Annotated in this window: 11 protein-coding genes and 1 riboswitch; of the genes, 7 read left to right on the top strand and 4 right to left on the bottom strand. The window is 64.8% G+C overall.

What is annotated here, in order from left to right; translation table 11 throughout:
- The first annotated feature begins 149 nt into the window (after positions 1-149).
- A complete protein-coding gene (locus MNBBLIKP_RS09565; RefSeq protein ID WP_088309877.1) occupies positions 150-2,198 on the top strand; it encodes a M13 family metallopeptidase in 2,049 nt (682 codons plus the stop codon).
- 182 nt (positions 2,199-2,380) lie between these two features.
- Here MNBBLIKP_RS09565 and MNBBLIKP_RS09560 read toward each other — a convergent pair whose 3' ends face one another.
- The 4 genes from MNBBLIKP_RS09560 to MNBBLIKP_RS09545 form a co-directional block, all read right to left on the bottom strand.
- Positions 2,381-3,115, bottom strand: coding sequence for an ABC transporter ATP-binding protein (locus tag MNBBLIKP_RS09560; protein ID WP_088309848.1), 735 nt, complete (start codon positions 3,113-3,115; stop codon positions 2,381-2,383).
- Positions 3,115-4,077 carry a FecCD family ABC transporter permease gene (locus MNBBLIKP_RS09555; RefSeq protein WP_088309846.1) on the bottom strand — a complete coding sequence of 321 codons (963 nt, stop codon included), beginning with the start codon at positions 4,075-4,077 and terminating at the stop codon, positions 3,115-3,117. Before MNBBLIKP_RS09555 ends, MNBBLIKP_RS09560 begins: the two co-directional genes overlap by 1 nt.
- Positions 4,074-5,030: an ABC transporter substrate-binding protein gene (locus MNBBLIKP_RS09550; RefSeq protein ID WP_088309844.1), complete on the bottom strand. Its 957-nt coding sequence runs from the start codon at positions 5,028-5,030 to the stop codon at positions 4,074-4,076. The genes MNBBLIKP_RS09555 and MNBBLIKP_RS09550 overlap by 4 nt, the downstream gene beginning before the upstream one ends.
- A 149-nt stretch (positions 5,031-5,179) precedes the next feature.
- Positions 5,180-7,090: a TonB-dependent receptor plug domain-containing protein gene (locus tag MNBBLIKP_RS09545; protein ID WP_088309842.1), complete on the bottom strand. Its 1,911-nt coding sequence runs from the start codon at positions 7,088-7,090 to the stop codon at positions 5,180-5,182.
- 97 nt (positions 7,091-7,187) lie between these two features.
- Positions 7,188-7,382, bottom strand: a riboswitch (cobalamin riboswitch).
- A gap of 368 nt (positions 7,383-7,750) precedes the next feature.
- Between MNBBLIKP_RS09545 and MNBBLIKP_RS09540 the strand changes: the two genes are divergently transcribed.
- From MNBBLIKP_RS09540 to MNBBLIKP_RS09515, 6 genes are all read left to right on the top strand, one after another.
- Positions 7,751-8,920, top strand: coding sequence for a cell wall hydrolase (locus MNBBLIKP_RS09540; protein WP_088309840.1), 1,170 nt, complete (start codon positions 7,751-7,753; stop codon positions 8,918-8,920).
- A 268-nt stretch (positions 8,921-9,188) separates the two neighbouring features.
- Positions 9,189-9,461, top strand: coding sequence for a hypothetical protein (locus MNBBLIKP_RS09535; protein WP_088309875.1), 273 nt, complete (start codon positions 9,189-9,191; stop codon positions 9,459-9,461).
- A 375-nt stretch (positions 9,462-9,836) separates the two neighbouring features.
- A complete protein-coding gene (gene mdh / locus MNBBLIKP_RS09530) occupies positions 9,837-10,799 on the top strand; it encodes a malate dehydrogenase (RefSeq protein ID WP_088309838.1) in 963 nt (320 codons plus the stop codon).
- A gap of 381 nt (positions 10,800-11,180) precedes the next feature.
- Positions 11,181-11,768 carry a hypothetical protein gene (locus tag MNBBLIKP_RS09525; RefSeq protein WP_088309836.1) on the top strand — a complete coding sequence of 196 codons (588 nt, stop codon included), beginning with the start codon at positions 11,181-11,183 and terminating at the stop codon, positions 11,766-11,768.
- 70 nt (positions 11,769-11,838) lie between these two features.
- Positions 11,839-12,729 (top strand): succinate--CoA ligase subunit alpha, encoded by an 891-nt coding sequence (sucD, locus tag MNBBLIKP_RS09520; RefSeq protein WP_088309834.1) that lies wholly within the window; start codon positions 11,839-11,841, stop codon positions 12,727-12,729.
- A gap of 147 nt (positions 12,730-12,876) precedes the next feature.
- On the top strand, positions 12,877-15,690 hold the full coding sequence (locus tag MNBBLIKP_RS09515) for a 2-oxoglutarate dehydrogenase E1 component (RefSeq protein ID WP_088309873.1): 2,814 nt from the start codon (positions 12,877-12,879) through the stop codon (positions 15,688-15,690).

The following is a 15,690-nucleotide window of genomic DNA, read 5'->3' as shown; positions in this document are numbered from 1 at the left end:
GCATTTCCCTTGCCCCCCACCCCCTTTATCGATCCAAGCACACCCTTCGTCGAAGCTTGGTCGCGCCGGTGCGCGGAACGTGCGTTCGGCGGGGGTATTGGGCTGCTTGATACCGGGGCGGCCATCAGGGGAATTTCAGGAGCATGGTCATGTCGAGATTCAAAGCCGCACTGCTGTCCGCTTCCACCATGGCGCTGCTGCTGGCCACCGCGCCGGTCCGCGCTGAGAATGCACCGGCGGAACCCGGTGCGGAGATCGTCGTGGTCGGCCATCCGCAGATCGGCACTTTCGGGGTTGATCTGGCCGCGCGTGATACCGCGGCCAAGCCGGGAGACGATTTTGAACGCTATGCCTCGGGCGCGTGGATCGACAAGACCACGATCCCGTCTGACCGGCCCAGCACCGGTTCCTTCGCCAATTTGCGTGAAGACGTGCAGGCCCAGGTGCAGAAGCTGATCACCGATGCTCCGGCCGGGACCAAGTTCGGCGCGCTTTATACCGCGTTCCTCGATGAAGGCCGGATCGAACGCGCCGGGCTGAAGCCGCTGATGGCGGATATCGCTGCGGTCCAGGCAATTTCCGACAAGAGCGAATTCGCCCGCCACATGGGCAGCACCTATGCCAAATTCGGCTCCACCCTGTTCAATTTCGGCCCTTATGCCGATACTGCCAATCCCGAAATCAACGTCCTGTGGATGAGCCAGGGCGGGCTGGGCCTGCCCGAGAAGGACTATTACTTCAATGCCCAGTTCGCCAAGCAGCGGGGGGCCTATTACGCCTATGTCGAACGCACCATGCGGGCGCTGGGCAAGGCCGATCCCAAGGCGGCTGCGGCGCAAGTGATGGCGTTTGAAACCGAAGTGGCGGCGCTCAGCTGGGATTCCGATCAGAGCCGTCAGATCCAGCTGATCAACAACCCCTATTCCACTGCCGCGCTCAAGGCCTATGCCCCCGGGCTCGATTGGGACGCATTCTTTGCCGGAGCCAGTCTGCCCGAGCAGCAGCGGATGATCGTCAACGAAAACACCGCGATCCGCGCGATTGCCAAGCTGGTGGAAGCGACCCCGCTTGACGTGCTCAAGCTGTGGCAGGAATTCCACGTCGCCGACCAGGCCGCGCCGTACCTGAACAAGCAGATGGTCGACAGCCGGTTTGCCTTTACCAGTTCGATCTCGGGCGTGACCCAGAACCGTCCGCGCTGGAAGCGGGCGGTCGATCTGGTCAATACCTCGCTGGGTGAACTGGTCGGCCAGGCCTATGTCGCGCAGCATTTTCCGCCGCTGGCCAAAAACCGGATGGAAGCTCTGGTCGCCAATCTGAAAGTGGCCATGGCCGGGCGGATCAAGACCAACAGCTGGATGAGCGAACCGACCAAGCTGGCCGCGCTGGAAAAGCTGGCCAAGATGGACGTGATGGTCGGTTATCCCGACAAGTGGCGTGATTACAGCGGGGTCAAGGCTGACGCCGCAGACCTCTATGGCTCGGTGGCCAGTGCCACGCGTTTCAACGCCGATTACCAGATGAGCCAGCTGGGCCAGAAGGTTGACCGCAAGCTGTGGGGCATGTTCCCGCAGACCGTGAATGCCTATAACGGGGGCCTTGAAAACAAGATCGTGTTCCCGGCCGGGATCCTGCAGGCCCCCTTCTTTGATCTCAACGCCGACATGGCGGTCAACTATGGCGCGATCGGGGTGGTGATCGGGCACGAGATCAGTCACGGCTTTGACGATCAGGGCCGCAAGATCGACGCGGCCGGTGCGGTGCGCGACTGGTGGACGCCGGAGGACGGCGAACGCTTCAATGCCGAAGCCAAGATCTTTGGCGCGCAATATGCCGCGTTCGAAGTGGTGCCCGGTGCCTTTATCAACCCGGACCTGACCATGGGCGAAAACATCGCCGACTTTGCCGGGCTCAGCGTCGCCTATGATGCCTACAAGCACGCGCTGGGCGGCAAGGAAGCCCCGGTGATCGACGGACTGACCGGCGATCAGCGCTTCTTCCTGGGCTATGCGCAGGTCTGGCGCAGCAAGGCGCGCGAGGATTCGCTGCGCAATCAGGTGACCACCGATCCGCACAGCCCGGCGCGCTATCGCACCATCGCCCCGCTGCGCAATCTTGAGGCGTGGTATCAGGCCTGGGGTATCCAGCCGGGCGACAAGATGTACATCCCGCCAGAAAAGCGCGCCAAGATCTGGTAAGGCACGGCATTGCGGGACAGCTGGGGGGCTTTACCCCTCCACCACCCGCTGCGCGGGCGGTCCCCCTCCCCAAATGCGCTGCGCGAATTTGGGAAGGACCTTGCCTTGATCCTTCCCATTTTTGGCGAATGCTACAAATGGGGAGGTGGCAGCCCGTCAGGGCTGACGGAGGGGTAACGGGTTTAAATGATCGCCAGCGCCCGCGCGCCGCGTTCCCCCAGCCACTGCGCCTGCACCCCCCAGTGCCGCGCAATTGCTTCACTGCGCAGCGCCTGCTGCGGCGGGCCATCTTCCACCAGCGCGCCGCCGCTCAGCACCAGCACCCGGTCGGCGTGGTTCATTGCCTGGGCCAGATCGTGCAGCACCAGCACCACCCCCGGCCCGCGCTCTGCCAGGGCGCGGAAATGGGCGAGCAGGGCCAGCTGGTGCGCCAGATCGAGGTTGGCGAGCGGCTCGTCGGCCAGCAACCAGCGCGGCTCTCCGGCCAGCACCCGCGCCAGCAAGGCGCGCGCGCGTTCGCCGCCTGACAACTGCGATACCGCACGCTGGCGCAGCGCGCCCAGCTGCATCGCCGCAATCGCGGCTTCGACCGCCGCGTGATCCTGTGCTCCGCCGGTGCGCCACGGCAGCCGTCCCAACGCAACCAGCGTTTCCACGCTGACGTCCCAGGCCACATCGGCGCTCTGCGGCAAATAGCCGATCTGCTGCGCGCGCTTGTCCAGCGGCAGGGCGGACAGCGCCGCGCCATCCAGCATGGCTGCGCCCTGATCGCCCGCCAGCAGTCCGGCGAGCGCCGCCAGCAGCGAGCTCTTTCCCGCGCCATTGGGGCCGCAGATCGCGGTGACCTCGCCGGGATGAAGCTCGGTGGTAATCCCGGCCAGCCGCCCTGCGAGCGTAAGGTTCTGCGCGGCGAGCATCACGCCAGCTCCCGCTTCATGCGCAGCAGCAGCGCCAGAAAGAATGGCGCGCCCAGCAATGACAAGGCGATCCCCAGCCGCAGTTCTCCGCCCGCCAAAGGCAGCACCCGGCACAGGCAATCCGCCACCAGCAGCAGCAAGGCTCCGGCAAGCGCCGACGGCACGATCAGCTGCGAGGGCCGCCGGTCGGTAAACGGGCGGACGAAATGCGGCACCATCAGGCCGACAAAGCCGATGATCCCGGCCACCGCCACCCCGCTCCCCACGGTCAGCCCGACGCCGCCAATCATCAGCATCTGCAAGCGGCGCGGGTCCATCCCCAGCGAGCGGGCTGCCAGTTCGCCCAGCGTCAACGCATCGAGCGCGCGGCCCGCGAGCATCAAGGCCGCGATCCCCAGCGCGGTCAGCGGCGCGGCGATCCATACCTCGGCCCAGCTGCGATCGGCCAGCGCGCCCATCAGCCAGGTCACGATCTCGCTCATCGCAAAGGGCGTGGGCGACAGGCTGATCGCAAGGCTCATCAAGGCCCCGGCCAGACTGGCAATAATCATCCCCGCCAGCGTGAACAGCAACACGCCCCCACTGCGCCCGGCAATCAGCCCCAGCAAAGCCATCGCCCCGCCTGCACCGATCAGCGCGAACAGCGGCAAGGCCCAGCCCGTCGCCGCCCAGCCGGTCCAGAAGCTCAGCACCGCGCCCAGCGCTGCCCCGGGGGCGATCCCGAATAGCCCCGGATCGGCCAGCGGGTTGCGCAAGTACCCCTGCATCGCCGCCCCCGCCGCGCCCAGCCCCGCGCCCAGCGTGAGCGCCAGCATGGCGCGCGGCAGGCGCAGTTCCATCAGGATCGTCGCGGCGTGGGGGATGGTCGTTCCGGTGGGGTCGATCCACACCCGCCCCGCGAGCAGTGACAGCGGCACCAGCACGGCGAGAGCGATCAGGAGGGTAAGGTTGAGGCGGGTCATCGCGCTGCCCCCAAAATGTTGTGTGGGCGGCCACCACCCCCAACCCCCTCCTCTGAAGAGGAGGGGGCTTCACTGATGCTCCCCCTCCTCTTCAGAGGAGGGGATTGGGGGGTGGTGCGCGTCATGGCTCTGCGCACCTCGGCCAGTCGCTCCGCCGCACGCACGATGGTCGGCCCGCCGCACCACAGCAGGCTGGGGTCAAGCCGCGCGCGGGCGGTGCCGGTCAGGCTGGCCAAAGCCGGATGGCGCAGCAGGCGGTCTTCGTTGCCGTGCAGGTTCCCGGCGGTCAGGATCACTTGCGGTGGCCGCGCCAGCACGCGTTCCAGCGGCAGCAGATCGGCCTGCTTCAACCCCATGTCGCCGGCCACATTGGCAAAGCCGGTGCGCGCCAGCAGCTGCGAAATCATCGTGTCCTGCCCCGGCACCATCCCGCCCGATTGCCAGACCAGCGCCGGGATCGGCTGAGCGTCCGGCGGCGGGGCGGCGGCTGCTAGCGCGGCCTCGATCCGCCGCACCAGTGCCTCACCGCGTTCGGGATGGCCCGCGATCCGCGCGATCTGGCGGATCTGGGCATAGCTGTCCGCAACGCTGGGGGCCATGCCGACCCGTTCCAGCCGCATTCCCATCCGCTCCAGCGCGCGGGCGCTGGCGGGGGCCATGAAATTGGTGGTCAGCACCAGATCGGGCCGCACCGCCGCCACTTCCTCCACGCTGTCCCCCAGCGCCGCGAACCGCCGCGCGGTGGCGATATCCATCGAGCTGGAGGCGGGATCGCTGGAGTAACTGGAAAGCCCCGCGATCTGCGCCGGATCGGCCACTTCGGCCAGGATCGCATCGCTGCAGGGGTTAAGGCTGGCGATCCGCAGCGGCGCTTGCTGCGCGGCTTCCTGTGCCGGGGTGGCGGTGCAGGCGGTGAGGATCAGGGGGAGAAGACAGACCTTGATCCTCTCCATTTTGCGGAGCCAAATGGGGAGGTGGCAGCCCGCAGGGCTGACGGAGGGGCTGCGACGCTGGCGCCGAGGCCCCTCCGTCAGCGGCTTGACGCCGCTGCCACCTCCCCATTTGCGGCATTCGCCGAAAATGGAGAGGATCTGGTTTTGCTTCACCACTTCGCCCTGACCCCGACGGTGCCGGTGCGGCCATAGGTGCCGTAGTCGGCGACGGTCTGGTACTTGGCATTGCCGAGGTTTTCGACCCGGCCATACAGTTCAAACCCGCCCGGCAGCGGCACACTGGCGCGCAGGGTGACAAGGCCGTAGCCATCCAGCCGCCGGGTGTTCCCGGCATTGTCAAAGCTGTCCGAAACCAGCCGCACATCCGCACCCAGCTTCATGCCCGCCAGCGGCGTGGTCCAGTCCAGCCCGGCGGAAACCGCATTGCGCGGGCGGCGGGGCAGGTCTCTGCCAGTGGCACGGTCAGTGGCCTTGGTATAGCTATAGGCCGCACGCGCCTGGAAGGTGTCGCTGAGCGTCCAGCCGCCTTCCACTTCAAACCCCTGCGCGCGGGTGCGGCCGGTGTTGAAGTAGCCCGCCGGAAAGACGTAATCGATCAGGTTGGTTGAATCCCGCCGGAACAGCGTCAGCGCCAGATGCTGCCGGGCATTGCGGTCGCCCAGTTCGATTGCAACATCATAGGCCTTGCTGATTTCGGGCTTGAGCTTTTCATTCTTGCCAAAGCCGTAAAGCTGACTGAGCGTGGGGGCCTTGAACCCTTCGCCATAAGAGGCGCGCAGGCGCAGCCCCTCGGCCAGTTCGACCGAACCGTTCGCGCCGAAGGTCCAGTGGCTGCCGAACCGGTCGGAATCGTCCACCCGCACCCCGCCCGACAGGTTGAGCCCGCCCGCGTGATAACCCAGCAACATGTGCCCGCTGCTCAGCCGGGCATCTTGCTGCGGATCGAACATGGTTTCAAACCGGGTCCATTCGCTGTCCGCTCCGAAATCGAGCGAGACGCTTTCGGCCAGATCAGCGCGCCCGGTAAAATCCGCGCGCCAGCTGCGGCCCTTGGTGGTGAAGTTGGCCGCGCTGCCAAAGGTCGGATCGAAATAGGCGCGACGGGTGTCGCTATAGGCCATACCGCCTTGCAGGTTGAGGCTGCCGTCGTTGTAGGCCAGCCCCAGCCGCCCCGAACCCTGCTTGGTCGTCTGATATTCGGGCGTATCGGCAAAGCTGTAGAACGGCGCAGGAAAGCCATCGAAGTGGACCTTGCTGTCAGCATAGCGCGCAGCAGCATTGACCCACAGGTCACCCGCCAATTGCGCTTCCCCGCGCAAATTGGTGTGCCACTGGCGGAAGCCGTCCTTTTCAGTGCCCGGCGCAAAAGCCGAAATCCCGTCGGTATCGACATAGCCGCCCGATGCGGTGACATTGTAGCCCTCGCCCGCCATGCCCGCCGTGGCATCGGCGCTGACGGTCTCGTTCGAACCGTATTCGACCCCGGCCTTCACGCCGTTGAAGCGCTCGCTGGTCAGTGCCATGACCCCGCCCATTGCCGCCGAACCCCAGACCACCGAGTTGGAGCCGCGCAGCAGTTCGATCTTGCCGATCCCGCCGGGCAACATGGTGCCAAGGTCAAACCCGCCTGACGGCGCGGCGGCATCTTCCAGCCGCACTCCGTCCAGCGTCACCAGCAATTGCTGTGAAGGTGCGCCGCGCACGAACACCGCGGTCTGGCTGCCGAGCGGGCCGGAGCGGGCCATGGTCACTCCGGGCAACCGTTCGAGCACGCGGGTCAGGTCCGGACCCTGGATCGAGGCCAGTTCAGCCGCGCCGATCACGCTGATCGATTGGCCAGTATCGGCAATGCGCTGGGTGGAGCCTGATCCGACCACTACGATCTGGGTATCGGGAATGCGGCTGCCAGTGATCTGGTCGATCAAGCCGTCCAAGCAATCATTGGCCAGACGTGGCGAGCAATATGCCGGATCGGCGAGGCTCGCCTCTTCCTCAGCCACCTGCGCCCAGGCAGGAGCGGCAACGCACAGCGAAGCGGTCAGCGACAACAGATATTTCATAGTCAGTCCTCAACACATGAACGGAACGCCGTTCATGGCGAGGCGGCCAGCACGAAATCGCTGGTCCCTGCCTGCACCCGGTACACCCCGCCCGGCTGCGGAACGACCGTCATGGGCAGGTCTACTGGCTCCCGGATCAAAGCTTCGTCCCGCCTTCCCAGCTCTCCCGAAGGGCGGCCAGTGGCATAGTGGGACGTCGCTCCCCGGTCACAGTTGCGGGGGCAGCGGAGGTATCGCACCTCCTTCCCTCTTAGGTCCGGTCACCCGGACAACCTATGACGCGGGCCGCGCTTTACGCCTTTTGCGGGATCGGGGCAAGCGGGGGCGGAGAGCAGGGGATAGTTCACGCAGAGACGCGGAGAAGAAAGGGAGACGCAGCGGGCTAGCCCTCGCGGCGAAGCCGCCTTCCTTCCCAATCTGGCCGCAAACCGCCAGGTAGGGATTGGACAAGAGCCTTCGGCTCAACACACCATCTCCGCGCCTCCCTTTCTTCTCCGCGTCTCTGCGTGAACCATTCAAACCTCACATTGACCTGTTCTTTAACCGCTTCCCGCTAAGCCCCCCAGACCTGTCCCGGTTCGGCACGGCGCGAAATGCGGCGTGGCGGGGTGGGGCGTATCCGGCTTACGCGCGAAGGCGCGTAACCAAACCAAGGCCCGAATGACCCGTTTGCTGCCCCTGCCCTATGAACCCAAACCGCGCGATTTTGCCGCGCGGTTCAGCAACGCGCGCCACCGCACCGTGGGCATGCGGGGCCAGCGGCGGCATTGGGGCCGGCGGGCACTTGTGCTGCTGGCGGCGGTGGCAGTGCCCGCGATCGCCCGGCCCGATGCCTGGCAAAGCCTGGGGATCGGCAATGCCGGAGAAGCCCAGGTGCGGATCGACCCGATGCCGTTTGAGAAGCTGGGTGAAAGCTTCCCGGGTTCGGCCTTTTACTATCTGGCGCAGGACGAAGTGCTGCCGCCGCTGGTCGAAGGGATCCATTCCGACGCCGAAAACGCGCCGCTGCTGGTCGATCCGATGGCCGGGCCGATTGCGCGGGCGATCCGGATCGACAATTCCGGCGTCGATCGCGGCCGCGCGGTCGATTGCCTGACCGCCGCGATCTATTACGAAGCCGCCAGCGAGAGCGATCAGGGCCAGCGCGCCGTGGCGCAGGTCGTGCTCAACCGCGTGGCCCATCCCAGCTATCCGAACACGGTCTGCGGGGTGGTCTATCAGGGGTCGGAACGCAGCACCGGCTGCCAGTTCAGCTTTACCTGCGATGGATCGCTGGCCCGCATTCCCAACCGCCAGTTCTGGGCCCGCGCGATGATGACCGCGCAGGCCGCCTTGTCTGGCTATGTCGAGCGCAGCGTGGGTCTGGCCACCCATTACCACACCATCGCGGTGCATCCCTATTGGGCGCCCAGCCTGTTCCATATCACCACCATCGGGGCGCACCGGTTCTATCGCTTTAACGGTTCGGCCGGCCAACCGGGCGCGTTCCGCTTTGCCTATCGCGGGTCCGAACCGCTGCCCGGCCCTCACGCCCGCACCGCCACGGCTGACAAGGCGGCAGAGATCGCGCTTGATCCGCTGGCGATCCAGAAGGCCTTCGATGCCGGCCTGAAGGCGGCGCAAGGCGGCGCGGTAACCCCGGTCGCGGGCGGCGGTGTCGTCCCGGTCAGAGCCGCCCCGCCTCCGTCTTATTCCAGCGAAGTCGCCCGGCGCGGCGGCGAAGCGCTCTACCGCGCCGACAAGCTCCCCCCCAGCGTCAGCACCGTGCGGCCCGAGTTCGAGAATTCCGGGCGCTGGATCAACCAGCCGGGATCAAGCAGCGGGAATTAGGTTCCAAAAAGTCTCAATGTCACCGTTCGTGTCGAGCGAAGTCGAGACACGCTGACGCAGCGCTGCCGTGTCTCGACTTCGCTCGACACGAACGGACGTTTCCTTTGGTTTTGAGTTCATTTTTTTCTCACCCCAAACAAGGTTAAAACCTGGCAACCATAGCGCGGAACACTCCCTTAGCGGCCCCGGCGCTAGGGCTGCGGACAGTCGCCAACAACGCCGAGTCCGCTTGCCTATGTCGATCCGTTTCGCCGCTGCTCAACGCGCCATGTCGGTCCTGACCGGGCCGGCCGGTCATGCAAGGCTGACGGCCCGGGCGGCAAACGATAATGCGCCGACGGGCCGTGATGTGCTGCTGCGTGACGCGCTCAAGCACTTTGCGCAGCACGGCCTGCGTGCTGCGCAAGTGGCGCGGGACAATGCCATGGAAGCGCACCGCCAAAGCGACGCGGCCGCCTGCACCCACTGGACCGAGATTTGCCGCGCGCTCGATCGCCGCATGGCCATGGCCCTGGCCGCGCGGATCGAACCGGCGGATTGACACCACCAGATCCTCCCCCACCGGGGGAGGTGTCGAGCGTAGCGAGGCGGAAGGGGGCGAACGGATTTGCGCGCGGCAGCGCGCAGCCGCTGACGCGGCATCTGCTGATCAGCCCCCCTCCGTCTGCCCTGTGGGCTGCCACCTCCCCCCGAGGGGGAGGATCGGCAGGGCCGAAACATCGCTCAGACTTTCAATTGCTATTGCGAACCATTATCAGCAAATAGTTCTGCCTAGGTCCTTTTACAGCCTTGCATTCGTATCCGCACCGGCTTAGGGCCGCTGCATTAACCGGACAGCCTGCACCAGCGGGATGGAATGGGCTGCCCCTTTTTGCCAGACGTGATCCCGCACTTCAGGGAAGGACATCGTCGAATTATGGCTCGCAAGAAGATCGCCCTTATCGGCGCCGGCATGATCGGTGGCACGCTCGCGCACCTCGCCGCGAAGAAGGAACTGGGCGACATCGTCCTGTTCGACATCGCCGAAGGCATCCCCCAGGGCAAGGCGCTCGATCTGTCGCAGTGCGGTCCGGTCGAAGGGTTTGACGCCAGGGTCACCGGTTCGAACGACTATGCCGATATTGCCGGTGCGGATGTAGTGATCGTCACCGCCGGTGTCCCGCGCAAGCCGGGGATGAGCCGCGATGACCTGCTGGGCATCAACCTAGGCGTGATGAAGGCCGTGGGCGCTGGGATCAAGGCCCACGCTCCCGATGCTTTCGTGATCTGCATCACCAACCCGCTGGATGCGATGGTCTGGGCACTGCGCGAATTTTCGGGCCTGCCGCACAACAAGGTGGTTGGCATGGCCGGTGTGCTGGATTCGGCGCGCTTCGCCACTTTCCTCGCCTGGGAATTCGGCGTCTCTGTCAAGGACGTCAACGCCTTCGTGCTGGGCGGCCACGGCGATACCATGGTGCCGGTCACCAACTACACCACCGTCTCGGGCATCCCGGTCGACGATCTGGTCAAGATGGGCAAGTCGAGCAAGGAAGCGATCGACGCGATCGTCGCGCGCACCCGCGCCGGCGGCGGCGAAATCGTCGGCCTGCTCAAGACCGGCTCGGCCTATTATGCCCCCGCCACCAGCGCGATCGCCATGGCCGAAGCCTATCTGGGCGACCAGAAGCGCATCCTGCCTTGCGCGGTTTATGTTGACGGCAAGTACGGTCTCGACGGGCTCTATGTCGGCGTCCCGACCGTGATCGGCGCGAACGGCGCAGAAGAAGTGATCGAGATCGCGCTCGACGCCGAAGCCAAGGCCAATTTCGACGTGTCGGTGGGCGAAGTGCGCGGGCTGCTGACCGCGTGCAAGGCGATCGAGCCGAGCCTGGCGTGAAAGGTCGGGGCCCTAATCTGAAGAGAATTGGATGCTGGCTGTTCGTGCCATTCGCCGGCGCGACGCTGCTGTCCTGGATTTCTCCTCAGTTAGGGCTTCTGATCGCCCTGCCGCTGGCCGCTTTCGGGATCTTTTTTGGGATGCTTGCATTGACAGTCCACCGCGCTCGGGAAGCCTTTTTGGGGTGGCTCACGCCATTTGCTTTTGCCGCGCTGGGAACTGCCGCAGGCACACTTCTTAATCACACAGCGACCCATTAGGAATCGCAGGATGACTTGTGTTGACCTCAATCATATCAAACGTTTGGCTCTAATTCTCCGGAATTCCGCCATGCGAATGCTTGCGGTTTACAGCAAGGCCGAACCTTCAAGAGCCTGAACCATGGTAGCCGTCCTCCCCCTCCTCGCCGCAGTCGCTGCAGCCACACCCGCCCCACCCGCAGATGACCGCGCGCTGTTTGCGGCGTTCAGGGGCGTATGCAGCAATGTCCGCAAGCTGGACGCGATGCAGGCGGCGGCGAAGCGGGGCAAGTGGCAAGCGGTGGAGCCCAGCGCCCATCCCAACCTGCAACTGCTGGTCGAACAGGGCCTGAAAGCCGCAAAGCGGGATGAGCCCGACGCGACCTATACCGGCGGGCAATACCGCAAGATGGTTGGCGGGCGGTCCTTGTGGATGGTCCTGTCGCGCTACCGCGACAGCGAGGGTTACTGGTCGAACGGCTGCCGGATCTATCATTTCGAGGCGACTGCAGCGCTGCCGGGTGATGAGCTGACCCAGCTGATGGGCAAAAGCCCTTCCGGCACCCAACCGCTGCCCGATGATCAGGTCAAGTACCTGTGGGAACCGGGCTGGCGCAGCGGCCATTCGGTCGAAATCAGCTATATCGTCGGTAACGACGCCACTTCGCGCAAGTATGGACTCAAGGGTCAGGTACTGATGAGCCAGGCGATCGGAACCCCGCGGCGATGAGGATTAAGCGTGCGGATTACCTCCGCGCGGATCAGCAAGTTGTAATTCAGCAGTTTTTGGGAGTGTCTCTATGTCCATTCTGATCAACAAGCATACCAAGGTCCTGACCCAGGGCATGACCGGGGCGACCGGTTCGTTCCACACCCAGGCGGCGCTCGATTACGGCACGCAGATGGTGGCAGGCGTTACCCCCGGCAAGGGCGGGACCGAGCATCTGGGCCTGCCCCAGTTCGACACCGTTGCCGAAGCCAAGGCGGTGACCGGCGCGACTGCCAGCTGCATCTACGTGCCGCCTCCGGGTGCGGCCGATGCGATCCTTGAAGCGATCGACGCCGAGATGGAACTGATCGTGTGCATCACCGAAGGTATTCCGGTGCTCGACATGGTCCGCGTCAAGCGCGCCCTTTCGGGCAGCAAGAGCCGCCTGATCGGCCCCAACTGCCCCGGCGTGCTGACCCCCAACGAATGCAAGATCGGGATCATGCCCGGTTCGATCTTCAAGCAGGGCAGCGTCGGCGTCGTCTCGCGCTCGGGCACGCTGACTTATGAAGCCGTGTTCCAGACCACCAACATCGGTCTGGGCCAGACCACTGCGGTGGGTATCGGCGGTGACCCGGTCAACGGCACCAATTTCATCGATGTGCTGGAACTGTTCCTGGCTGACGATGCCACCAAATCGATCATCATGATCGGCGAAATCGGCGGTGATGCGGAAGAGCAGGCCGCGCAGTTCCTGATCGACGAAGCCAAGCGCGGGCGCAAGAAGCCGATGGCCGGGTTCATCGCCGGGCGCACTGCCCCTCCGGGCCGCCGCATGGGCCACGCCGGGGCGATCGTTTCGGGCGGCAAGGGCGATGCCGAAAGCAAGATCGCGGCGATGGAAGCTGCCGGGATCCGCGTCTCCTCCTCGCCCAGCCTGCTGGGTGAGACGTTGGCGGAGGTGCTCAAGGAACTGGTCTGAGCCGGTTTCCCTGAGCGCATTCCTAAGCCAGCGTTAACCACGTTTCGGGCATAGCGGACCTCCCCAGGGAACGTCTTTGCCCCTGAGTACTTTAAGCAAGACACGGGCGGTCCGGTGGACCGCCCTAGCCAAAGGGCGATGCTTACGATGGGCAACGAAAGCCACGATTTTCTTCCCGATGACCCGCAGCCGGGTCCAAGCTGGGGCCGTGCCGACTGGCGCAGCGCCAGCGATGATCTGACGGTCGCGCTCGATCCCACCCAGATGCAGGCCGCGATCAAGCAGGCTGCGGCCAAGGGCGGCGCACAGCTGGATGGCCGCGCGGTAGAGGAAGCCGCAGCGGATTCAATCCGCGCGATGATGCTGATCCGCACCTACCGGGTGCGCGGGCATCTGGCCGCCGATCTCGATCCGCTGGGCCTGTCGCACCAGAACCTGCCGGCCGATCTTTCGCCGGAATACCACGGCTTCGTCGGTGCGGCGCTGGATCGCAAGGTCTATGTCGGCGGCGCGCTGGGGCTGGAATGGACCACTGTGCGCGAACTGGTCGGCGTGCTGCGGCAGAACTACTGCGGCAAGGTCGGCTTTGAATACATGCACATCGCCGATGTGGAGGAACGCCGCTTTATCCAGGAACGGATCGAAGGCGGCGACAAGTCGATCGACTTTACCCCCGCCGGCAAGAAGGCGATCCTGCAAGCAGTGATCCGCGGCGAACAGTACGAGAAATTCCTCGGTCGCAAATATGTCGGCACCAAGCGCTTCGGGCTTGATGGCGGGGAATCGATGATCCCGGCGCTGGAAGCCGTGATCAAATACGGCGGCCAGCGCGGCGTGCGCGAAATCGTTTACGGCATGGCCCACCGCGGCCGGCTCAACGTGCTCGCCAACGTGATGGCCAAACCGTACCGCGTGATCTTCCACGAATTTTCGGGCGGCACCGCAAACCCCGAAGACGTCGGCGGTTCGGGCGACGTGAAGTACCACCTGGGCACCAGCACCGACCGTGAATTCGACGGGGTGAAAGTGCACATGAGCCTGGTCCCCAACCCGTCGCACCTTGAAACCGTGGACCCGATCGTGCTGGGCAAGGCCCGCGCCAATCAGGTGTTCCGTGACGATATCGGCCCCGGCAAGCACAAGCAGGTAATGCCGATTCTGATCCACGGCGACGCGGCCTTTGCCGGGCAAGGGATCGTCTGGGAATGCTTCGGCTTTTCCGGCGTGAAGGGTTACAACATCGGCGGCTGCATCCACTTCATCATCAACAACCAGATCGGGTTCACCACCAGCCCGCAGTTTTCGCGCGGCTCGCCCTATCCTTCAGACGTGGCCAAGGGCGTCATGGCCCCGATCATCCACGTCAACGGCGATGATCCCGAAGCCGTGACTTTCGCCTGCAAGCTGGCGATCGACTACCGCCAGACTTTCGGCCGCGACATCGTGGTGGACATGTGGTGCTATCGCCGCTTCGGCCACAATGAAGGCGACGAGCCCGGCTTTACCCAGCCGCTGATGTACCAGCAGATCCGAAAGCACCCACCGGTCAGCAAGCTCTATGCCGAGCGGCTGGCCAAGGAAGGCGTGATCGCGTCCGGGCAGGAAAACGAAATGGAAGCCCATTTCGTCGCCGCGCTGGAACAGGAATTCGAAGCATCCAAAAGCTACAAGAGCAACCATGCCGACTGGTTCGGCGGGCGCTGGCAGGGGCTGCACGCCCCGGCTGACCCGGAAACCGCGCGGCGCAATGTGCATACCGGGATCGAACAGAAGCTGTTCGACAGTCTGGGCCGCACTTTGACCACGGTCCCTGCAGGGCTGACCATCCACAAGACGCTGGCGCGTGTACTCGACGCCAAGCGTGAGATGTTCAGTTCAGGCCAGGGGTTTGACTGGGCGACCGGTGAAGCACTGGCCTTTGGCAGTCTGGTGTCGGAGGGTTACGGGGTCCGCCTGTCGGGGCAGGATTCGGGCCGCGGCACTTTCAGCCACCGCCATGCGGTGTGGGTCGACCAGACCGACGAGCACAAATACGTGCCCTTGACCACGGTGCCCCACGGCAAGTTCGAAGTGCATGACAGCCCGCTGTCCGAATACGGCGTGCTCGGTTTCGAATACGGCTATGCCAGCGCCGATCCCAAGAGCCTGGTGATCTGGGAAGCCCAGTTCGGCGATTTCGCCAATGGCGCGCAGATCGTGATCGACCAGTATATCGCCAGTTCGGAATCGAAGTGGCTGCGCGCCAATGGCCTCGTCCTGCTGCTGCCGCACGGCTATGAAGGGCAGGGTCCGGAGCACAGCTCGGCCCGGCTTGAACGCTATCTGCAACTGTGTGCGCAGGACAATATCCAGGTCTGCAACATCACCAGCCCGGCGAACTATTTCCACTGCCTGCGCCGGCAGATGCACCGTCCGTTCCGCAAGCCGCTGATCATCATGAGCCCCAAATCGCTGCTGCGCCACCCGATGGCGAGAAGCGAGGCCAGCGAGTTCGTGGGCGAAGCGCATTTCAAGCGAATCCTGTCCGACCGGAACGGCGCGGAGGATAGCAAGACCAGGCGCGTGATCCTGTGTTCGGGCAAGGTCGCCTATGACCTGATGGAAGCCCGCGACGCGGCCGGGCTTGACGATACCCAGATCATTCGCCTTGAACAGCTCTACCCCTTCCCCGGCGAACCGCTGGCGCTGCGCTTCTCCAAGATGCCGCAGCTGGAAGAAGTGGTCTGGTGCCAGGAAGAACCGCGCAACAACGGGTCGTGGTTCTTCGTCGAAAGCCTGATCGAGGAAGCCCTGATCGCCGCCAAGCGCAAGGTAACCCGGCCCCGCTATGCCGGCCGCGTCGCCAGCGCCTCGCCCGCCACGGGCCTGGCCAAGCGTCACGAAGCCGAACAAAGCGCCCTGATCAGCCATGCCCTGGGCCTGTCGGTCCGGAGCGAAATGCGTCGCCGTAAGAAGGCCTGA

Source organism: Novosphingobium sp. B 225, assembly GCF_002198665.1.
Taxonomy (GTDB): domain Bacteria; phylum Pseudomonadota; class Alphaproteobacteria; order Sphingomonadales; family Sphingomonadaceae; genus Novosphingobium.
The sequence above is the reverse complement of the archived record's forward strand: the minus strand, read 5'-3'. Positions and strand labels throughout refer to the sequence as shown.